Here is a 22,020-nt window from a genome sequence, read left to right as displayed (position 1 = left end):
GTTTGTTACTTTTAATAGCACAAAATCGCAGGGAAAGAAAAATGAGCAAGCTGACAGGTAAAGTCGCGGTCGTGACAGGGGCTTCCAAGGGGATTGGTGCTGGCATCGCCAAGGCTCTCGCGGCCGCAGGTGCTTCTGTGGTTGTCAATTACGCGAAAAGCAAGAGCGGTGCAGATGACGTCGTCAAATCGATCGAAGCTGCCGGGGGAAAAGCAGTGGCGGTCGGCGCCGATGTTTCGAAGAAAAGTGATGCTGAATCGCTGATTGATGCGGCCATCCGAAACTACGGTCGACTGGATATTCTCGTCAACAATTCGGGCGTGTATGAGTTTGGCGCGATCGAAGAGATCACTGAGGAGCACTTCCACAAACAGTTTAACATTAACGTGCTGGGCCTTCTGCTGACGACCCAGGCCGCCGTTAAGCACTTGGGGGCTGGCGGTCGCATCATCAACATCGGTTCGGTGGTTTCGCGCCTGCGTCCCGCCAACACGGTCGTCTACACGGCGACCAAAGGAGCGGTCGACATGGTGACGTCGGTTCTGGCGAAAGAACTGGGGCCGCGCCAGATCGGCGTTAACTCCATTAATCCCGGCCTGGTGGAAACAGAAGGGACGCACGCTGCCGGTATTGCCGGGTCTGACATGGAACGTCAGAACGTGGCGATGACTCCGTTGGGTCGCACAGGCCAGCCAAAGGATATTGCGTCGGTCGCCGTGTTTCTCGCATCGGACGAATCGGACTGGATGACAGGGGAACTGCTAGTCGCGAGTGGTGGACTCTAAACCGCACCAACCAAACCGCACTGCGGGCTCATCGACCTGTCTCTTTCTCTTTAAGGTCAGAATTATGTCAATGTTCATTGGCCGTGGGGTGCTGCGCGCATGGTCTGGAGGAGCTTTGCTGATCACGCTCGTCATGAGTGGTTGCTCCTCAAAAATCGACACGGCGCCACCGGCCATTGTGAAGGTTGTCTCAACTCGACCACTGCCAATGCAGATCATTGAGTGGGACGAGTATGTCGGCCGCATCGATCCGATCGAAGAAGTTGAGGTTCGTGCAAGAGTCGGCGGTCATCTTGAGTCGACTCATTTTAAGGAGGGGCAGATTGTTCAGAAAGGAGATCTGCTCTTCGTTCTGGACCAGCGACCCTATCAGATTGTGGTCGAACAGGCGGCAGCGGATCTGGCCGGTGCAGAAGCTCGCGTGGAGGAAGCCCAGGCACAACTGAAGCAAGCTGAAGCAGATCTGGCAGCCGTGGAATCTCAACGCGATCTGGCTGCATCGATGCTGGAACGTTCAAAACGCTTAATTGCGAAGAATGCTTCGACACAGGAAGAACTCGACACGAGGGAATCGAATTTGAAGCAGACAATCGCGGCGCTGGAGGTGAGAGTTGCACGAATCGCTCTTGCCAAGTCAGCAATCGTGACGGCGCTTTCAGAGACGAACGCGGCCCGCTCGCGGCTCAAGTCCGCCAAACTGAATTTGGAATACACAGAAGTCAAGGCACCGGTCACGGGGCGGGTCAGCAATCGGGTTGTGACTGACGGAAATTTGATCAGTGGTGGAACGGATCAGTCGTCGCTACTGACGACGATTGTCTCACTCGACCCGATTCATTGTTACTTCGATGCGGATGAGCAATCATTTTTGAAGTACGTGAGACTCGTTGAAGCGGGCAAGCTATCTGACTTACGCAGCATGCAGGTTCCCGTTCTGGTCGCCCTGGCTGATGAACCCGGGCAGTATCTCCATCAGGGGCACCTGGACTTTCTCGACAATCGGCTCGATCGTCGTACGGCTACGATGCGAGGGCGGGCGGTGCTGAAGAATCCGGATCTCATACTGACTCCCGGGCTTTTTGCAAAGGTTCGCGTACCAGGAAGCGGAAAGTACGAGGCTGTCCTTGTTCCTGATACGGCGATTGGCACCGATCAGGCGGAAAAGTTCGTGTTTGTGGTGGATGCCACGAAAACGATCCAACGACAGAAGGTCGTAATCGGTCCCAAGATCCATGGACTGCGGGTGGTCAGAGATGGATTAAAGGGAGGCGAGCAGATCGTCTTGCGGGGACTACAGCGAGTTCGAGCTGGTACCATTGTCGAAGCCGATTTTGAGCAGACCGTCGCCCTGGATGATGGTCTGCCCGACGAAGCCCCTCCGATACCCGAGCAGGATCGGATTCCTTCTTACGTTAGTGGCGAATCGACACGTTCTCGAGAATTCGCGTCATCTGCCCATTAGTGGTTAGGGAACGGGACGGTTCCCCCAGCTCCGCGTAGCCATGTGACTGGCTGGTGAGTGCGTTGAACATTCACCGGTCACGTCAGGGCATTCCATTTGCCATCGTCGATCTTCGCTCCTCGTCGCCTGTGAGCTCGAGCGCAGATCAATCGACGAACCCTAGGCGTTCTCAACTTGTAACTCAGCCCGTTTCAAGCTGACGTCGTGTGACGTCGACTGGATAGCTGATGTCAAACGTACTCCGGCATGTTCGAAAGGACAAAGTGATGAGATGAGGATTGCTCACTTTTTTATCGACCGGCCGATTTTCGCTGCAGTGATCTCTGTTGTCATCACCATCTTTGGTGTGATTTCGTACCTGGCACTTCCCGCAGCCCAGTACCCCGACATTGTTCCTCCCACGATTGTCGTCCGCGCCAGTTACCCAGGTGCGTCTCCAGAAGTCATTGCCGATACGGTCGCCACTCCCATTGAACAGGAAGTCAATGGTGTCGAGCACATGCTCTACATGTCGTCGCAATGCACGGTGGATGGCCAGATGGAACTCACAGTGACATTCAAGTTGGGGACCGACCTTGATACGGCTCAGGTGCTGGTACAGAACCGCGTGGCGACCGCAGTTCCGAGACTACCGGAGGAGGTGCGCCGGCAGGGGGTCACAACCACCAAATCGACGCCCGACATTCTGCTGGTGATCCATCTGGTTTCACCGGACAACCGCTATGACCAGTTGTATTTGAGTAATTACGCATTGATTCAGGTTCGCGACGTCCTGGCTCGTGTTGATGGAGTGGGGGGGATCACGACGCCGGGACTGCGCGAATACAGCATGCGGGTCTGGCTCGATCCTGAGAGGCTCTCGCATCTGTCATTGACTCCCGGCGAAGTCGTAAGTGCTATTCAGTCACAGAATCTTCAGGTCGCGTCAGGAGTCATTGGTCAGCCTCCCCAATCAAGCAAGGGCGATTTTCAGCTCACCGTGAAAACACTCGGTCGACTGATGGAACCGCAGCAGTTTGCAGACATGGTTGTGAGAACGGGTGACGATGGCCGTCTCGTTCGCCTGAGCGACATCGCGAGGATTGAACTGGGGGCTCGGGACTACACGATCAACAGCTACGTCGATGGAGAAACCGGTGTTGGGATGGCGATTTCGCAGCGGCCTGGCTCGAATGCTCTCGCCACTGCGGATGCATTGCAAAAGGCGATTGAGGAACTCTCTAAGGATTTTCCGGAAGGACTGACGTACCGAATCGCCTACAACCCGACGGTTTTTGTGCGCGAATCGATCGACTCGGTGATTCATACACTCTACGAGGCTGCCCTCCTGGTGGTGATTGTCGTCCTGGTCTTTCTCCAGAACTGGCGTGCAACACTGATCCCGCTGCTCGCCATTCCTGTATCGCTGGTCGGTACCTTTGCGGCTATGTACGCACTGGGATTTTCGCTGAACATGCTATCGCTATTCGGTCTGGTTCTGGCAATTGGAATTGTGGTCGACGATGCAATCGTGGTTGTTGAGAACGTCGAACGCCACATTCGCGCCGGGCTTTCTCCGCGCGAAGCGGCACACAAGGCGATGGACGAAGTCACGGCAGCTGTCATAGCGATTGCGGTGGGGTTGTCTGCTGTGTTTGTTCCCACCGCATTTATCACGGGCATCAGCGGGCAATTTTATCGACAGTTCGCTCTGACGATTGCTGTGTCCACATTGCTGTCGGCATTTGTTTCGTTGACCCTCAGTCCCGCTCTGTGCGCAATCCTCTTGCAATCGCATGATGAAAAGAAGGATTGGTTCGGTCGCGGTTGGGATTTCGTTTTCGGCTGGTTCTTTCGATCGTTCAACCAGATGTTTGACGGCCTCAGCAATGGCTACGCCCGGTCTGTGGGATGGTTGTTACGTCGGTTAGCGTTGCCTCTATTCGCCTATGTGATCTTGATCGGACTTACCGGTTTCGGATTCAAATCGGTACCGACGGGATTCATTCCGCGCCAGGATAAAGGCTACCTGATCACAGTGATCCAACTTCCCGACGGCGCATCGCTAGCCCGAACCGACGAAATTGTTCGACGTGCCGGAGAAATTATTCGAAGCAACCCTGTTGTCGGACATACGGTCGAGTTTGTTGGGTTCTCGGGAGCCGCCCGCTCTAACAATCCGAGTGCCGCGGTCATCTTCTTTGGCCCGCTGTTGCCGCATGAACGACACCACAAACATGATCACCCCAATATTCTGAATGAACTTTCCGATATCCAGCGAAAGCTTTCAGAGATTCCGGACGCGAATATTTTCGTCGTTCCGGCTCCCCCTGTTCAGGGTCTGGGGAACTCGGGAGGCTATAAGTTTCTGGTGCAGGACCGAGCCGGACACGGAGCGCTCGCTCTTCAGGAGGCAACTCAGGAACTCATTGCAGCGGCTCAGAAGGAACCAGCACTTTCCGGTGTCTTTACGATTTACGGTTCATCGACGCCACAGGTTTTCGCCGATGTCGATCGGGTAAAAGCCTATATGCTGGATATTCCCCTGACCAACGTTTTCGATACGCTGCAGGTCAATCTGGGCTCGGCGTACGCAAATGACTTCAATCTTTACGGACGGACATTTCAGGTTCGAGTTCAAGGCGAAGAAGAATTTCGTGATTCGATTGAAGACATCAATCAGCTGAAAACACGGAACTCGAATGGAGACATGGTACCATTGGGCTCTGTGGTCGATGTTCGCTGGGAAACGGGACCGGACCGGGTTGTCCGTTATAATATGTTCCCATCGGCCGAGGTACAGGGGGATACTGCGCCAGGGTTCAGTTCCGGGCAGGCGATCGCCACGATCGAACGGCTGGCCGAAAAGATCCTTCCTCAGGGGATGTCGATCGAATGGACTGATATCACGTATCAGGAACAGCTTGCAGGTAACACGGCGCTGTACATTTTTCCGTTGTGCGTCCTGTTTGTGTTCCTCGTGCATTCGGCGGAGTACGAGAGTTGGTCCCTACCGCTCGCCATCATTCTGATCGCCCCGGTTTGTCTGCCGTTCGCGCTGGGTGGCGTCTGGTTGCGAGGGATGGACAACAACCTGATAACCCAAATCAGCTTCGTTGTGTTGATCGGTCTCGCAGCCAAGAATGCTGTCTTGATTGTTGAGTTTGCCAAGCAACATGAAGAAGAAGGTCATAGCCCGATCGAGTCGGCGACAGAGGCCTGTCGACTTCGGCTGAGGCCGATCATCATGACATCGTTCGCGTTTATCCTGGGGGTTGTCCCCCTCGCCCGAGCGGTGGGGCCGGGATTCGAAATGCGACAGGTCTTGGGGACCGCGGTTCTCGCGGGAATGCTCGGCGTGACACTGTTCGGTCTTTTCCTGACGCCAGCATTCTATGTCACGCTGCGGAACGTTTCGAACCGATTTTGGGGACGAGCCGAGCATCACTTAAGGAGACCGGACGTGCGCTCGCACGTTCAACCGGAAACACTAAGCTAGTGCATTGTCACCCATCGAAACAGGGATTGCCATAATCCGTATTTTGCGAGAATCTGTATGGCACAAGGAGGTGTGCGATGCAGAAGAAGTATATTGTTCGGTTGAACGACGAAGAACGTCAGGTCCTTCGAGAAGTCGTCGGTAAGCTGAAAGGCTCGAGCCAGAAGGTGAAGCGAGCTCAGATTCTCTTGAAGGCCGATGTCGAAGGTCCGGGCTGGTCTGATCGCAAGATCGCCGAGGCGTTCAACTGTCGGACACAGACCGTGGAAGATGTTCGCCGTCGATTAGTGGAATGCGGTTTCGAAGAAACTTTGTGTGGCGCGAAGCGTGAGACGCCAGCGACGCTGAAGTTGTTGGATGGTAACCAGGAGGCGAAGATCATCGCCTTGCGTTTAGGACAGCCGCCGAAAGGCTATGCGAACTGGACGCTGCGTTTGTTGGCTCGTAAAGTCGTCGAGTTGGAGATTGTAGACTCCATCAGTCACGAAACTGTCCGTCGCACACTCAAAAAAATGGCATGACCAACCGCAAGATTCAGTACTGGGTGATCCCTCCCGAAGCCGACGCCGAATTTGTCGCGGGCATGGAGGATGTGCTGGATATTTATGCAAGACCCTACGATTCAGGCTGCCCGGTGATCTGTATGGATGAGCAACCGGTCCAACTTTTGAAAGAAACACGGACACCGATTCCCGCGACAACGAAACATGCCAAGCGGGTTGACTACGAGTACGAACGGGCCGGCACTGCAAACATTTTCATGTTCACGGAACCTCTGGCTGGGTGGCGCAAAGTGACCGTCAGACAGACCAAAACAAAGATCGACTGGGCTCTGGAAATGGCTCGTTTGCTCGACGGTCGATATGCGACGTCAGAAAAGATTATTCTGGTCTGCGACAATCTGAACACACATACGAAAGGTGCGTTCTACGAGGCATTTGAGCCGGACCGCGCTCGCTCATACGTCCGACGCATCGAATTTCACCACACACCCAAACACGGCAGTTGGCTGAACATCGCTGAGAACGAGCTCAGTTCCCTGACTCGACAATGTGCCTCAGGTCGACGCTTTCCTGATATCAAGACCCTTCAGAGCGAAGCCACGGCTTGGTCTGACCAAGTGAACTCAACACAACGAGGGGTGAATTGGCAAATGAAGATTGACGATGCACGAACTAAACTCAAATCCGTATACCCACGTTCTTTGATGTGACAAAGCACTAGTTTCGACTCACCCACGGGATGCGGGCAGGCTGAACTCCCACCGACAATTTGCTGCATGGCTCGATTCGGCAGTAACGCTGGTTTCGGAAACCGAAGTTGCACAGGTCGGAACAATGCTTGATGGCAGCAGGAATCGGGCAGAACAGCGGCGACGACGGGCCTTTTTCCCCGATCTGTTCGCAATTCCGCCGGGACAAATATAGTGTATTCCCCAGTGTCGGTTGAGAAGCCTTTGCATCGGTTTCCTGCTCAACCCGATGTGCATTTTCTCAGACCGTCTCCACTCGGCATTTTGATTTCCTACCTGCATGGTTCTCTTCATGAAACAGTCTGACACGACCCGCCGAAACTTTCTTAAAACGTCAATTGCGCTCGCGGGAGCGGTTCCATTGATGTCCAGTCTCGCCTCCGCTCAGACCGCAGATTCGGACCGCCCACTATTTGCTTACGTGGGAACGTTCAGTTCTCCTTTGACGGATGTGCTGCCCACTCAGGTGGACCTTCCCCCCGGGAATGGTCGCGGGATTCATATTTTCAAAGTGAATCGATCCACGGGGGTGCTCGATCCTGCGGGCGAATTTCCGATGGGGACCAGTCCCAGTTGTCTCGCGCTGAACGCTACCGGGACCCGACTATATTCCGTGAACGAGACGGACCGGATTGGTACAACGAAAGAAGGGACCGTCAGTGCCTTTGCGGTCAACCAGCAGACGGGACAACTCGAGCTGCTCAACACGATTCGTTCCGGTGGTGCCGGTCCGACTTACGTGAGCGTCCATCCGAATGGCAAATTCCTGCTCGTCGCCAACTACTTCGGTGGTTCTGTCGCCGTTCTGCCCATCCTGGCCGATGGCAAGTTGGGTGAGCCGACCGACGTCAAGAATGACGCGGGCAAGATCGGTCCGACGAAGGCCGTCAATGCTCCCCCGGGAAGCTTCGCCATCAGCGGGCATGACCGGACGCATGCGCACATGATTCAGGCAGATCCTTCCGGTCGATTTGTGCTGCATATCGATCTTGGTCTTGATCAGATCCTCATCTGGAAATTCGACGAAAAGAAAGGGACTCTGACCCCCGCGGCATCACCCTACGTGTCACTGCCCCCCGGTGATGGGCCTCGACACTTCCACTTCCATCCGAATGGCAAATGGTTCTATTCCATTCAGGAGGAAGGTTCGACGGTTGTGCTGTTTGACTATGACGATGAAACAGGTCGGCTGACCGAACGCCAGACCATTTCAACACTTCCCAAAGGATTCGCGGGCAGCAATTTCTGTTCAGAGATTCTTGTGAGTGCGGATGGCAAGTTTCTCTACGCGGGGAACCGCCTGCACGACAGTATTGGGATCTTCTCCATCGGTGCCCAAGGTGAGCTGACGTATCTCGGTGAAGAATGGACGCGGGGTGATTACCCGCGGAGTTTCAACGTCGATCCGTCGGGAAAATTCCTGTATAGCTGCAACCAGCGTGGCGACAACGTCGCACTTTTTGAAGTCAATCAGCAGACCGGCGGACTGCAGTTCACGGGACACTACACGGCCGTCGGAAATCCCTCGATCATTATCTTCCTCGAACCGAATCAAAAGTGATCGATGAGGAATTAAAGATTTCCCCACCTCTCATTCGTCAGAGGTGGGGAGGGAATGGATCAGATGCGGTCTCTCGAATCGTCGCCTGGACGAGTATTGAGAGACCGCTTTTGTGCGTCGCAGGAATCGGAAACTCACTCGGCCACAGACTGCATCGCCCATGTGTGCAGTTGCCGAATCAGACTTGGGATGACTTCGAACTCTGATCTTTAGAGACGGCGCGGATCAAGGCATCGATTCGGACCGGTTTTGAAATCCAGCCATCGAGTTGCAGCGGCTCTGAATCAAACTCGTTGCGCGATGAACCACTGACAGCGAATACTCGCAAGTCGTGAAGTCTCAGATCGCTACGGACCGACTTAAGAAAAGTCGGGCCGTCAACATCGGGCATTCGCATATCGAGTAGAACAATATCCGGCAGTTCATGTCCGTGAAGGTAATCGAAGGCTTCGCGGCCATTGCCAGCGGTGGCGACTTCGAATCCGCCCAGTCGAAGGCACGTAGCGAGTAGTTCACGTTCGTTTGCCTGATCTTCGACGATGAGTACCTTGGGTGTAGTCGATTTGGCTTCGACAACAGCGTCGTGAGTGGCTCGTTCCAGATCAGAAAACTCTCTCAAGACTTCGCTGAGGTTGGCTTCGAGATCGACTGTTTCACCGAGTTCAATTTTCCGTTGAAGCAACTGAAGCTTCAGCATTCCCAGGTTAAGTTTATTTCTCCAGGCGTGGCTCAGTTCTCGCACTTCCTTTGTTATTTTCGAAGTAGGAGCGGGGGAACGAGAAGCAGAGTCGGGGCTGTTATCGAGCACTTCTTCCCGAAGCACTTTGACGTCGTTGGGGGCCTCGATTCCAAGTCGAACGACAGAACCTGCGGAACGAAGGACATCGATCGTGATGCCCAGTCCGGGAAAGACCACTCTCTGTCCCGGGCGGCGAGATAGTACGAGCATTAGAAAACCCTTCCATGGCAAGAAACCAGGCGCATGACCAATGGTATGTGGCAGGTCGCTGCGATTATCAGGGTAAGAGCCTCTTGCCCACGTCAACACTTCCGTGCGGACCCCGACAATCCTTCTTGACGCAGATTGTATACGACTGGGTACGAAGTTCAATAGCGATCCCGATTTAGGGAGAAACGAAGCGGACCCCGTGGCGGTATTCCCGCCGTTGTGCGACGAACTTCTCGCGAAGCGTTCTCTACAAGCAAGACGCGAAATCAACTAGAAATGAGCTCCTCACTCACATTCGCTCTCAAGGATCGAGCCGATGAAGTTCGTGTTGACGACGATTGGAAGCGCAGGGGATGTCTTTCCGATGATCGGACTTGCTCGCACTCTGCAAGAACGTGGACATCAGGTTTTGCTGGCTACCAACGGCGCCTTTAAATCCGTCACTGAACGAAACGGCATTCCCTTTGAACCGCTGGGGACGGCCGAAGATTATCATCGTTGCATTGCCAGCCCGGATCTCTGGCATCCGACAAGATCGTTTCAGCATGTTTTTCAATTCTTCCGAGGAACTCTTCAGCGGCAGTTCGAAATCTTGAAAGCGCATGCCGAGTCCGGGCCCGTGGTCGGCTTGTCCAGTTGTCTTTGCTTTGGATCTCGCATCGCACAGGAAGCGTTGGATATTCCTGTTTTGACGGTGCATCTGCAGCCCTCAGTTATCTGGAGTGACCTGGAACCGCCCGTCGTTGCCGGGCTGTCGGGACCTCGGTGGTTTAAGAGCGTGATGTTTCGACTGGGTGAGAAGCTGGCTGTCGACCGCGTTGTCTGTCCGGAACTGAACCAATGGAGAGCAGAACTCAGTTTGCCACCAGTTCGCCGAATTACGCGCTGGTGGAATTCGCCCACCGGAGTACTCTGCCTGTTTCCGGATTGGTATGCCGCTCCGCAGAGTGATTGGCCGCAGCCACTCATTCAAACAGGGTTTCCTCTGTGGAACGATCAGTCGGAAACAAAGAGCGGTACTGGCTTGCCCGACAACCTCAAGCAATTCCTGGATTCCGGGACGCCTCCGATCGCGTTCACCCCGGGAACCGCAAATCGACATGGTCGGGCATTCTTCCAGACTGCAATGCAGGTCTGTCAGATGTTGAATCGACGGGCGCTGTTCCTTACCAGATACACAGAACAACTCCCCGTGACGCTGCCTGAAGGCATTTTGCAGGTCGAATATGCGCCGCTGGACCTGCTCTTGCCACGCTGTGCTGCTTTCGTTCACCACGGGGGAATAGGTTCAACATCGCAGGCATTTCTGGCAGGAGTTCCCCAGATCGCAATGCCACTTGCACACGATCAGTTTGACAATGCCGCCCGCATCACGAGCTTAAATGCAGGCCGTTCTCTCGCTGCCACTTCGTTCAAACCTCCTGTCCTGACTCGCTTGCTTAAGGATATCTTGACGAGTCCGCGAGTCACTGCGGCATGTAAGTCGCTGCAGGAGAAGGTTGCAGCGCGAAACGCATTGCACGAAAGCGTTGACGCGATCGAACGTCGAATTGGGATCGCGGATATCCGCTAATGGTGGAAGATGTGTGGGAACATACGTGGCGCCAACCAGGCAAATGGGTGCCGTTCGAGAAGTCGAAACGGAACGGTCGGACCGGTGAACCAGATTTCTTCGGAAGATTACGACCCACTTCCCGTCGAAATGAGTTTTTCTCGGTTGTTGGCCTGAGAGGAAAACTGACCGGCCGACCGGCGAGCAAGACATATTGCCGATTCCGCCGAAATGAAATAGAAGCCCCGTCCCATCATTTTGGATTGCACATCGCGACTGACCCGTGACATTCTGTTTCGTCCCCGTCAGTCTCGCCGAGGGTTTCATCGAGGCGTTGTTCAATGGATCTGGTCTCACGCCGTCGTTTCGTCGCATGGACGGTTGCTCAAGGATGTCTTTGTCTCGACGTCGGTTGTGGTACGATTCTGCATCCTGAGCGGCGCGGTCAACCGGCTGGTCCACTGGATTGGAAGATTGTAGCGCTGGATGCTGTGGGGCTGATGTTTTTCTTCGTGCCGGGAGTGATTGCCTTTGCCGTCGACTTCAACAATGGAACGATCTACCTGCCGCATGAGCACCATGGACGTAAGCCACAGTACTATGCGGACCAGGAATTTGCGCAAGTGACTGTTCCCCGCGATGAGATCTCGGCGGAACGCATCGAACAGGTGGTGGCTCAGCACACCACGCGCAAGATCTCTCTAAAACCCGGAACTTATCAGACAGAAGAACTGAAAAGCATCGACGATTTCTGGAAGGTCAAGGAACGTTGCCGAACGGCGGTGAACCCGGGCTGAGTCGAGCCCCCCTCACTCGTTTGAATCGTGCTTTGCTGTTGCAAGGGACGATAGAAATCGCTTCAGTTTCGCCTATGGAATACACCTCCTCGCCATCACTTCAATTTTGGGTGACGAGGGCCGGGGCGGTCGTGCGATTGGCTGACAACGGGAGGGTACGATGCCCGGATAAGACCCTTATGGGTTCCCTTTATGGATCTCATTCCAAACCGCGACATACCATAGCAGGGCAGCGCGGCGTTGTCCGATGCCGGAAAAATGACGGCGAGAATTGACGTCGCCCCGATTTTCCCCTGCCAACTGGTCCGTATCGGGGCCCGGCCCGAAGTGAGGCCGCTTCCATAGTTGATGTATGGCCGACCGAATCCGCTCTTCTGCTACGGGATCATTGTAGACGGTGGGATGAAGAGTGGATTTCGCAAGCAGCCAGGGTGGCTCGAATCGCCATGCCCGCGCGGCGGCTTCCCGGATCTTGATCATGTTCCTGATATAGGTCTCTGTCGGGGTGTGTTCGATGACATCGGATTCTCCCTGCTGCCACAAGACGGCTCGGAACGAACCGATTTCGCGTCCCGCCTTCACCAGACGGTTGTGTAGTTCTTCGTCGGGCATCCATTGGCGTGACGCAGTGCCTCCCACAGCGACATTCACAAACGCGACAGGGACGCGCAGCGTCGGGACGAGAAGGTCTCCCAGATGCGGCCAGATGGTTCCTCCATCTCCAACATGGGGTTGGGGATCGTTGGCAACGGACCAGGTTTTCGCCACCCAGTCATAGGCAGAGACACGACCTTCGGGATCGGTGACTTTCAGCAGTTCGTCATTTGCACCCGCAGCGTACGACTGTCCTGCGACAAGAAAGACTTCTCCGACACCAACAGGTTCGACGGCCCCTTCGGCAACCGTCTTGCCGTCAAGGATGCAGCGTACTTCCAGTCGGTACCATCCCCCCGCCACCATTTCGGCCGGACCACGAAACGTCTGTCCCTCTGATTCCGTCACCAGCGGCGCCCAGTTGGAATCCGTTCCAAAGGCTCCCTTGAGCGCGACGACGCGGAACTCAAGCTCTCCGTTGACGTCGGCAGGAAGAGTCCCCTGTACTTCGATGTCCGCGTAGCCCAGTTCGGGGCCTCCAAGATTGTGATCGTGCGAACGAGAGGACTGGAAGCCTTCCCGCTGTACGACCTGATGGGGAAGGGGACTTGATAAATCAAGTCTGGCCGTTTCCGCTGCGATCAACGGACAGGCTCCCGAGAGGAGAACGATCAGGCTCCACGCGACGCAGATGCGATTCATGAGTTTTCTCCGATGTCTAATGTTGTTCGTTCTGATCAGACTCATCGTGGTGGGAGCCGGTCTTCGGTCCTGTCCGCATGGTAGGTTTGGTGCCATGGGTACAGAGAAGTTGTCGCCTGAAACGCGCTTCTGAAACACACCTGAATCAGGGTGATGCGAACGCTGCCGCGCGCGCTTCACCCTGATCTGTTGCCGTCTTCAGGTTGTTCCCGCCGCGGCTTGATCCGCAAGGATGATCGCGTCGTCGCGACGAATTCGACCCGCGGGAATCGTGTGGTCACCGCTTTGCAACCGCGACAACATCTCTCGCTTCTCTGCACCGGTGACGACCCAGAGAATTGTCCGACTGCGGTTGAGGACCGGGAAGGTCAGCGTCATACGCTGGCGACCCTGATAAATGTCCGTGACGGCAACGTCGCTTCCTTCAATCGACAGGGCGGCGTCATTGGGAACCAGCGACGCTGTATGCCCATCAGTTCCGAGACCGAGATGAACGAGGTCCAGTACTGGGGGGACACCTGCGTAAGTTCGGAGAAGTTCACCATACTGGTCTGCGGAAGCCTGCAGGTCCTGCTCCGCTGTATTCATCGCGTGTATCTGGCTCTCGGGGATCGGAGCACCGGCGAGGCTGGCCCTAAGATGTGTCAGGTTTCTGTCGGAATGGCCATCGGGTGCGGCGCGTTCATCAACTTGAAAAATGTGGACATTCCCCCAGGGGATTTCTTCTTCGGTCAGGGCCTTGAGCATCACCCAGGGGGTCCTGCCGCCACTGACCGCCAGCAAAAATTGGCCACGTTCCGCGACGGCGCTCCGCGCGAAGCAGGCGATTTCACTCGCCGCTTGGCGAGCGACGGTGTCTGCGTCGGTCAGTACTTCCAGATTCATCGAACACTTCCTTCAATTCAAAATTCTTGCTGCAACACTTCGACGCCTGGTCAGGGTGATCACTGTCGCGCTGTGGAGACGCAATTGATCAAACGGTGATCCCACAACGGGAATCGGCAATGGAATCGCTCGGGTCTAGAATGACCCGAATACCGAGCCCAGTACGAGGACGACGAACAGGCCGATCACACAGCTCACAATCACCGTCATCACCATGTCGAGATAGCTCTCACGATGAGACAACCCGCTGATGTGAAGTAGTAGCAGCACCGTACCATTGTGGGGAAGTGCATCGAGGGTTCCCGCACTGATTGTGGTCAGCCGATGCATCAGCCCGGGATTAATCCCCTGTTCTTCCGCAATCTTCAAATAAGTGTCACCTAATGCGTTGAGGGCGATCGCCATCCCACCCGATGCGGTTCCGGTCAGGCCAGCCAGAGCATTCATCGCGATGGTCAGGGAGATCAATGGGCCTCCCTGAATGGACAGGACCGCGTCTCGAACGAGACCAAAGGCCGGAAGTGAGGCGATGACGACACCGAAGCCGACCAGGCTGGCGATGGTGAGCATTGGCAGAACCGACGAGTTGGCCCCGGCGTCGAGTGTCTCGCGCAGTGACGGCAGACGCTGAACGTTCACGAGGATGACAGTGAGACTCCCCGTTGCGAGAGCCGTCACCACTGACCAGACACCAGCGACGGCACCAATGTGAGTCTGACCCCATTCCGCTTTCGCAAGATAGGAAAAATCAATCGCCGGGAGGATTACTTGCGACATCAGGAAATTCACGACGATGACCACAGCCAGTGGCAGAATTGCCATCGCGAAGGACGGTTCGAACGTCGATCTTTCACCGTGGTTGAATTCGGCAGGATCGAAGTCGCCCACCGCCGTCGCGTGCTCGCGGAGTTTTTCGTCAATGATCGGGGGATCCTGTGAAACATCACCGTAGCCTTCCTCGGCCTGTCGAGCGATCGCTTCCGCGCGCGAGAGCCACCACAGGCCGAATGCGGCGATGACCACTGAAGCGATGATCCCCAACCCGGGGGCAGCATACGTTGTGGTCCCGAAGTAAGGCATCGGAATCGCGTTGTTGATGGAGGGGGACCCGGGTAAGGCTGACATTGTGAACGTGAACGCGCCGAGTCCAATCGCTGCCGGCATCAGTCTGCGCGGGATGTTCGCAGCCCGAAACATTTCTTTCGCCATCGGAACCAGCACAAAAAAGGCCACAAACACGCTGACGCCGCCGTATGTGACAACTGCGGATGCAAGGACCACCGACAGCATCGTCCGACGCGTTCCCAGTTGTTCTGTGAGAAATCGGGCAATCGAGGTGATCGATCCACTGTCGTCCATCAGTTTCCCGAACAATCCTCCCAGCAGAAACATCGGAAACCACTGGGCCAGAAACTCAGACGCTCCTCTCATGAAGGTGAGCGTCCAATGGGCCAGCAGCGGTTCGCCCGAGATTGCGGCTGCAAGCAAGGCCGCGGCGGGTGCGACGAGCAGAATCGTCCAGCCTCGGTAAGACAGCCACATCAGCAATGACAACGAGAGCAAGATTCCGACTAATCCCATACTGAAACCTCTCTCGCGAGATCATTTGGGCTGGCTGTGGGGTGATCAGTCACACATTCCCGTGAAAGATTTCCTGGAATAACACAATTGCATATCTGACAGTCCGCTGGCAACACGAAGATCACTCTTGGGTTGCGATAAAGAGGGTGACGCGATTCTCAAGCTGCGTCGAGTGAAGCGGGGTTCTCGATTTTCGAACCGTAGCGGTCAACCGCATCCAAAATCGGAGCAAGTTGAGCTAAATGGACTCAAGCAGACATTTCGAATCCCCGTCGGGGAGGTTGCAAACGAAGATCCGAGAGGAAGGTGAACTGCGATCGGGTGGAGAGACGATGGCGCCCGTTGCTGGTAAGCCTCATTTCATCAGCGAGGGGAGCCAAATCGCTGCCTCGCGTGACAAGCTTGCATTTTCTCGTTCATCTCTGCCGTTTAACTGTATGCAAACGATACAGAGTGCCCTCGCAATTGAAAACGTCCGCTGGATTGGATGTCAGTAATGACCTACTGATCATCCAAAAGTAACTGCCAAGGCGGATGGTGGGTTTAGTGCATCTTTCTGAATGTGTGTTGTTTTGGTTCTTTTTTGATCGTTAGATGATGGTGAGTGGTTCTTTTTGGTTCGGTCTTCCGGTGGGTTGGTTTAAAGTTGTAGGGTTTTGATGGTTCATGTTTCCGAATTGTGTCTTTTTTTGAGTTCTCAGTCTTCCCAAAACTTGTCGAAAAATGTTATCTTGGTGAATGTCCGACCTAAAGAATGAACCATTTACGATGCGTTGCAAAAAAGTTCGTCTGGGTGATGCAAAATGATCTGAGTGGTTGTGGTCGACGAATTTTCAGGCTAAGCGATTCACGGATGACGGCCTGATTAGAGGTGTGGGCGGAACACGGACGGTGCTGGGAATCTGGCAGATGGATTTGGAGGCGGCGAGGGCGAGGAGCTGTCGGTCAGTCCGGCTGGTGCGTGGATTCGGCAGTCTGGTCCTTGCAGCACTGAAATAAGTGAGAAGGGGTGACATAGCTTCCTTCACGTTCTCGTGGAGCAGGTTGGTGACGGCGGCGAAGGCGAATATGAACTGGGGGTGGGTGCGGGGCTGGCCTCAACCTCAGTGATTTCCGCAACTTCTCAAGATTCTGTTGCAAGACTCCGAATCAGGGTGAAACCCCCAGGCCACCAGCGTGTGGCACTCGGGGAAATGAGTAGTGCGCGTCTTGCGCTGTGGGAGCGTGAGTCTGTCTTTTGTGAACTGTTCTGACGATGAGCACATCTTAAGAGTGATCCGAAAGCTGCAGGGTTCTCTGAAACAGAGTGGAAACTGTTATGTTTGGTACAGTCTCTATGTGTCGCAGTTCATTAACGGCTGTTGCCTTTTGTGTCGGTGTATTCTTTTCCGATTGCCTCGCCCCGATCGCTTTCTCACGTCTTGGTAGCTCCTCTGTCGCCTGGGGCGCCTGTCTGGATGCGGATGAGGTGCGTGCCTGGTATGCGGCCGCGATGCGAAAGTTGACGTCCATCGCGGTGACGTACACAGGGGTGGAAGACCTTCCTTCGGAATTCCCCTTAAACTTCAATCCCAACACGGGTGCCCACATGCCTGATCCGGAAGCGATCAAACGTCGCTATCCGGGCGGAGGGGATTGGTTCTCGCGCTCGGAAGGGTTGCGTAAGTCGCGTCGTCCAACGCGCTACTGGGATGGGCACCGTTACGTTCCGATTGTCAAATCAGCAGAATCCACCGGCGGCGATCTGGTGCGACTCGTTGGAACCGTCGACCCCTGTTTCGCTGACACGGTTGGCCCGAGCATTCTCGGGGGCTTTCGACTTTCCCAGTGCCTGTCAAATTTCGAACAAGGTCAATCCGGACCTAACTCCACTGTCATACGCAGAATCATCGAGGACGGCCAGTCCAACTGGCGGGATGTGATGGGGCCAGTCTCCACCCGCCATGGATTCGATACGCAGTTTGTCGCAGAGATTGACGTCGCCGGTGCGGAACTGGCCCGTCGCGGCCCCATTCAACACTGGGTGGCAACGCGACTGTCGTCAGGCTACGCCGTCTGGAATCAAAGCTCCGGTCTCGAAGTCGTCGATGAACTGCTCGAGCTGACAATGGATGCATTTCGAAGGGTGCCAGTCCAGGTTGATCTGTTCAATGGAGCCGCCATCAAACAACTCGCCACTGCGGTGGATTTCGCCTTCTTGAGCCCCCGTTCCTCCCGTCGTTCAAATCCCTATCGGAAGATATTGATCAAAGCTCATCCGATGGACAACGTCAGTGAGGATCAGCACGCGGACTTGGCCGGGCAGCCTCAGGCCATCGAGTCTCAGGAGATGTTACGGACTTATTCGGGGGATCGGGGATATGATACCCGAGCGATATTGCGCTATGCCTGCGTGATTGTTTTGATCGTGAACGCGCTCATGGTTCCTCGATTGGTTGCGCGTTTCGGTTCGAAGCGCCATCGCAAGTCTCGTCGACGATCTCGCCATTCAACACGCAGTCTGCTCCAGCGTTGGATGGCATAGACCGTCTGGGCACAACCCCACCTCTCTCTAATGCTGCAATCGTCTTGCAGATATGGTCTCTTTGCTAAAGGTTCACCAACGTCGCCAACGGTCTACCAACGCTTGGCAAACCGTTGAAATGGATACCGACGTCCTCTAGCACACGCTTGACCTTGAGAGCTCAATCTTCGGGGCCGATGCCGAATGGCCTCACTCGTCGGGGCACTACCAGTACGCCCAGTGTGCATACGAATTCCTCCATTAAAGAGGATCCCCCCTGGTTGTCCCCGAGGAAGACGATCCGTCTCCGATCCCTTTCCGAATTGAGAATCCGCAACGGGTTCAGAAGGGGCGACGCTGTATCGAATCACCGGTCGATGTTCCAGCGTTGGGGCTGTTCGATCGGCTCTCAAAATGGAAGTCTGAACGATCCGCTGAGCACGCTCACCGCTTGCCCGTGAATGCAAGACTCAGGCTCATTCTTGATCCAGGGCACATCGCGCACTTTGAGTCGCCGGCGATTCACGCGTCTTCAGTTGAAGTAGGGCCAAGCGTGCGCAGTTGGCGTCACGGGCAGGCGTTTCACGCGGGTTGCAATCCGCTCTTCGGCGATCCGATGAACCGATAGATGCAGCGATGTTGATGACTTCAACTTCTGCGAGGACGTGGATACTGTAATGTGCTGCCACTTCCGGTTTGCCTGCTACGTCTCACGAACAGGGCAAACCCCTGCCAAATCTGAAAGGGACGACATTAATGGTCGGATTCTCGCGGAACTTGCTGGTTGACTGCTGCGGTATGTGGACGAGCAAACCCCACATGGAAATCAGTCGGCCTCTGGCCACGCTTGCGGGAATCGTTGCGGCTGTTTTCCTGGCGTCGTCCAACCTGTTGGCTGAGGAAAAAAGTCTCGCAGAGCTGATGCCCCGAATTGCCCCGAAGACACCCGAAGAAGCGGTCAAGTCCTTTAAGCTGGAACGCGGATTCTCACTGGAACTCGTGGCCGCAGAACCGGCGGTGACCGATCCGATCGATGCAGCGTTCGATGAGCAGGGGCGTATGTTTGTGGTGGAGATGAACGACTATCCGTTCCTTCCCGAGCAGCGCGTCAAGAAGTACATCGAGCAGCGGGCCCGGACGGAGGGACGTATCCGCCTTCTGACGGATACTGACGGGGATGGTCGGATGGACAAGAGTGTCGTCTTTGCCGATGGATTGCGGTGGCCGCAGTCCGTTTGCTGTGCAAAGGGAGGCATCTATGTCATCGCACCACCCAGTCTTTATTTCATGAAGGATACCGACGGTGACGACGTCGCGGACTTCAAGGAAATCATCTGCACCGGTTTCAATTCGTCTAACGTACAGGCGCTTTCGAACGGGCTGGAATGGGGGCGGGACAATGCTATCTACTTCTCTTCTGGAATCTCCGGTGGTGAGCTGACGGTTCCGGCCCGGGGTGGAAAGCCCGAGTATAAATTCACGCCCGGACGACGTGACCTGCGACTCGATCCCGCGACGAATGAGCTCACCATGGTCGGGGGCGGGATGCAGTACGGGCATACCATCGATGACTGGGGTGATCGTTTTATCTGCTCCAACAGCAACCACATCGTTCATGTTACCTGGCCTCTGCATTACCTGGAGCGAAATCCGCTGCTGGTGATTCCCGAGATGAATCGATCCATCGCGAAGGAAGGTGCTGCGGCTCACGTGTTTCGTACCAGCTCGGCAGAACCGTGGCGGCTTGTCCGAACAGCGCGTCGCGCCGCTGACCCGGTGATGCGTAAAAATCTTCCTCCATCGGAGCTGGTACCGATTGGTTACTTCACATCCGCGACCGGGATCACTGTCTATCGTGGCGGAGCCTATCCTGAAGAGTTTCACGGCGATGTTTTCATTGGAGACGTCGGCGGGAATCTGATTCACAGAAAGAAGATCAATCCGGCAGGAATCAGCCATCTTGCAGAGCGCGCGGATAAAGATATCGAGTTCATGACGTCCACTGACAACTGGTTCCGTCCGGCCAACTTCGTCAATGCGCCGGACGGCACCTTATACGTGCTGGATATGTATCGCGAGACGATTGAGCACCCGATTTCGATCCCCGACGACATCAAGGAATTTGTCGATTTGGAGAGTGGTTACGACAAGGGGAGAATCTGGCGACTGGTTCCACCTGGGTTTCGCCGCACCAGTCCGCCTGACCTGAGTCGAGCGTCAACCGCCGAACTGGTTGAGGCACTGACCTCACCCCATGGCTGGGTGCGCGACACGGCTCAACGGCTGCTGGTCGAACGACAGGATTCGTCGTCCAATGCCAGGCTGCACGAGATGGTGGCGGCAGGCCAGAACCCGGGCCAGCGAACGTACTCAGCGCAGACGCGGCTCCATGCCCTGTGGTCGCTCTCGGGGCTTCACGATGTCCAGGTCGGTGATGTCAAAAATGCTTTGAAAGACTCGGATCCGCACTTGCGGGAACATGGTCTGCGTATCGCACCCCAACTTGTACAGCAGTCGCCAGATCTGGCCCCAGATGTGATTGCCCTGGCCAACGACGATTCTCCGCGTGTCCGCTGGCAGCTTGCTTTCACCCTGGGAGATCTGCCACCGGAGCTGGCCGTTTCCGGGCTGAAGTCAATCGCCGCCTATGCGGCCAACGATGCCGACCTGCGAACGGCGTGGTTGTCTTCGATTTATTCGCAGATGGGGACCGTGGCGGTGGAGTTGCTTTCCGGGCCGACAGAGCCTGTCGTTCCCGTACTGGTTCAACTCGGCCGCCTGATCGGATCGGCACCCGATCAGGCCGACAGCGTGCGACTGTTGCAGTCGATTGTCCCCGACCGTATTCCGGATTCGACGCGGATTCCGGTACTGCTGGCATTGGGCGAGGGGCTTCGTCGTCGTGGTACGACCATCACGAAAACGCTTGCAGATTCCCCGTCAACAAATGAGTCGGCAGATGCGATCCGTGCGGCGCTCGATCATGTCTTCGAACGCGCGGCTGCGACGGTGCTGGATCGCAATGCCGCCGAAGCCGACCGCATTTCGGCTGCAACGCTACTCGCTCTCGGAGATTCTGGACTGGCGGAACGCACACTTCCTGAACTCTTCACGCCTCAAACGTCGCCGACACTGCAACAGGCGGCGGTCAAGTCGCTGGTGATGCAGGGGACCGAGGCGGGATTCAACGGCGTGCTGGAGCCGTGGAAAAGCTTCGGACCTGCCACGCGGCGAGAAGTCGTCGATAATCTGGTTCAATCGGCGAAAGGAGGAGAAGTTCTCGTGAAAGCGGTTGAGTCGGGCATGATCAAGCCGAGTGAAATCGAGCGGGACAAGCGACAACTGTTACTCAATCATCCTCAGCCGGCAGTTCGTGATGCCGCAAGACAACTGCTCGCCGAGCCGTCGAGCAACCGGAAACAGGTTGTGCTTACTTATCAGCCCGCTCTTGAACTGAAAGGAGATCCGGAACGGGGTCGAATGGTTTACACAAAAACCTGTATTCAGTGCCATCGGGACGGGACGTCCGGTCATCAGGTGGGACCCGACTTCGCGAGCGTCAAGAACAAGTCGCCCGACGACCTGCTGATCGCAATCCTTGACCCGAATCGCGAGGCACAGCCCAATTTCCAGACGTACACCGCGATCACTCAGCAGGGAAAGATTTACACGGGAATCATCTCGGCAGAAACCGAGGCGAGTATCACGCTGAAGCGGGCTGAAGCAAAAGAGGATGTGGTCTTGCGAGACACACTCGACGAGCTGGTCTCGTCTGGGTTGTCACTCATGCCCGAAGGACTGGAAAAGGATCTGGACCCCCAGCAGATCGCTGATCTCATCGCGTGGATCAAGGGTGAGAGGTAACTGGTCAAAATAGCAAAAGCTGACCATATCGCAGACGTTGGCAGGGGCAATTTGC

At 55.5% G+C, this 22,020-nt stretch carries 13 protein-coding genes; 9 read left to right on the top strand and 4 right to left on the bottom strand.

Annotation, left to right across the window (positions count from 1 at the left end; genetic code table 11):
* Positions 1 to 41: 41 nt before the first annotated feature.
* From ACGY09_RS08265 to ACGY09_RS08245, 5 genes are all read left to right on the top strand, one after another.
* Positions 42 to 785 carry a glucose 1-dehydrogenase gene (locus tag ACGY09_RS08265; protein ID WP_397571174.1) on the top strand — a complete coding sequence of 248 codons (744 nt, stop codon included), beginning with the start codon at positions 42 to 44 and terminating at the stop codon, positions 783 to 785.
* A gap of 64 nt (positions 786 to 849) precedes the next feature.
* Positions 850 to 2,247 carry an efflux RND transporter periplasmic adaptor subunit gene (locus tag ACGY09_RS08260; RefSeq protein ID WP_397571173.1) on the top strand — a complete coding sequence of 466 codons (1,398 nt, stop codon included), beginning with the start codon at positions 850 to 852 and terminating at the stop codon, positions 2,245 to 2,247.
* A 271-nt stretch (positions 2,248 to 2,518) separates the two neighbouring features.
* Entirely contained in the window at positions 2,519 to 5,725 is a 3,207-nt protein-coding gene (locus ACGY09_RS08255) for an efflux RND transporter permease subunit (protein WP_397571172.1), read from the top strand.
* A gap of 77 nt (positions 5,726 to 5,802) precedes the next feature.
* A protein-coding gene (locus ACGY09_RS08250) for an IS630 family transposase (protein ID WP_397568373.1) occupies positions 5,803 to 6,938 on the top strand; the annotation gives its coding sequence in 2 pieces (ribosomal slippage) (positions 5,803 to 6,232 and positions 6,232 to 6,938; 1,137 coding nt in all).
* Between the two features lie 331 nt (positions 6,939 to 7,269).
* Positions 7,270 to 8,538 (top strand): beta-propeller fold lactonase family protein, encoded by a 1,269-nt coding sequence (locus ACGY09_RS08245; protein WP_397571171.1) that lies wholly within the window; start codon positions 7,270 to 7,272, stop codon positions 8,536 to 8,538.
* Between the two features lie 178 nt (positions 8,539 to 8,716).
* Here the strand turns inward: ACGY09_RS08245 and ACGY09_RS08240 are convergent, their stop codons facing one another.
* Entirely contained in the window at positions 8,717 to 9,487 is a 771-nt protein-coding gene (locus ACGY09_RS08240) for a response regulator (RefSeq protein ID WP_397571170.1), read from the bottom strand.
* Positions 9,488 to 9,803: 316 nt separating this feature from the next.
* On the opposite strand from ACGY09_RS08240, the gene ACGY09_RS08235 reads away from it, so the two are divergent.
* Both ACGY09_RS08235 and ACGY09_RS08230 read left to right on the top strand, forming a co-directional pair.
* Positions 9,804 to 11,060 (top strand): glycosyltransferase, encoded by a 1,257-nt coding sequence (locus ACGY09_RS08235; RefSeq protein WP_397571169.1) that lies wholly within the window; start codon positions 9,804 to 9,806, stop codon positions 11,058 to 11,060.
* Positions 11,061 to 11,380: 320 nt separating this feature from the next.
* Positions 11,381 to 11,836, top strand: a complete 456-nt coding sequence (locus ACGY09_RS08230; protein WP_397571168.1) for a hypothetical protein — start codon at positions 11,381 to 11,383, stop codon at positions 11,834 to 11,836.
* A gap of 177 nt (positions 11,837 to 12,013) precedes the next feature.
* On the opposite strand, the gene ACGY09_RS08225 is transcribed toward ACGY09_RS08230, so the two are convergent.
* From ACGY09_RS08225 to ACGY09_RS08215, 3 genes are all read right to left on the bottom strand, one after another.
* Positions 12,014 to 13,132 carry a sialate O-acetylesterase gene (locus ACGY09_RS08225; protein ID WP_373650764.1) on the bottom strand — a complete coding sequence of 373 codons (1,119 nt, stop codon included), beginning with the start codon at positions 13,130 to 13,132 and terminating at the stop codon, positions 12,014 to 12,016.
* Positions 13,133 to 13,330: 198 nt separating this feature from the next.
* Positions 13,331 to 14,017, bottom strand: coding sequence for a 6-phosphogluconolactonase (pgl, locus tag ACGY09_RS08220; RefSeq protein ID WP_397571167.1), 687 nt, complete (start codon positions 14,015 to 14,017; stop codon positions 13,331 to 13,333).
* A 135-nt stretch (positions 14,018 to 14,152) separates the two neighbouring features.
* A complete protein-coding gene (locus tag ACGY09_RS08215) occupies positions 14,153 to 15,598 on the bottom strand; it encodes a GntP family permease (RefSeq protein WP_397571166.1) in 1,446 nt (481 codons plus the stop codon).
* A 1,318-nt stretch (positions 15,599 to 16,916) separates the two neighbouring features.
* Between ACGY09_RS08215 and ACGY09_RS08210 the strand changes: the two genes are divergently transcribed.
* Both ACGY09_RS08210 and ACGY09_RS08205 read left to right on the top strand, forming a co-directional pair.
* Positions 16,917 to 18,122, top strand: a complete 1,206-nt coding sequence (locus ACGY09_RS08210) for a hypothetical protein (protein ID WP_373650767.1) — start codon at positions 16,917 to 16,919, stop codon at positions 18,120 to 18,122.
* A 798-nt stretch (positions 18,123 to 18,920) separates the two neighbouring features.
* Positions 18,921 to 21,965, top strand: coding sequence for a PVC-type heme-binding CxxCH protein (locus ACGY09_RS08205; RefSeq protein ID WP_397571165.1), 3,045 nt, complete (start codon positions 18,921 to 18,923; stop codon positions 21,963 to 21,965).
* The last annotated feature ends 55 nt before the right edge of the window (positions 21,966 to 22,020 follow it).

This window comes from Schlesneria sphaerica, from assembly GCF_044336245.1.
In the GTDB taxonomy this organism is placed as follows: Bacteria; Planctomycetota; Planctomycetia; order Planctomycetales; family Planctomycetaceae; genus Schlesneria; species Schlesneria sphaerica.
Note: the sequence above shows the minus strand (reverse complement) of the source record. Positions and strands in the feature narration are given on the sequence as shown.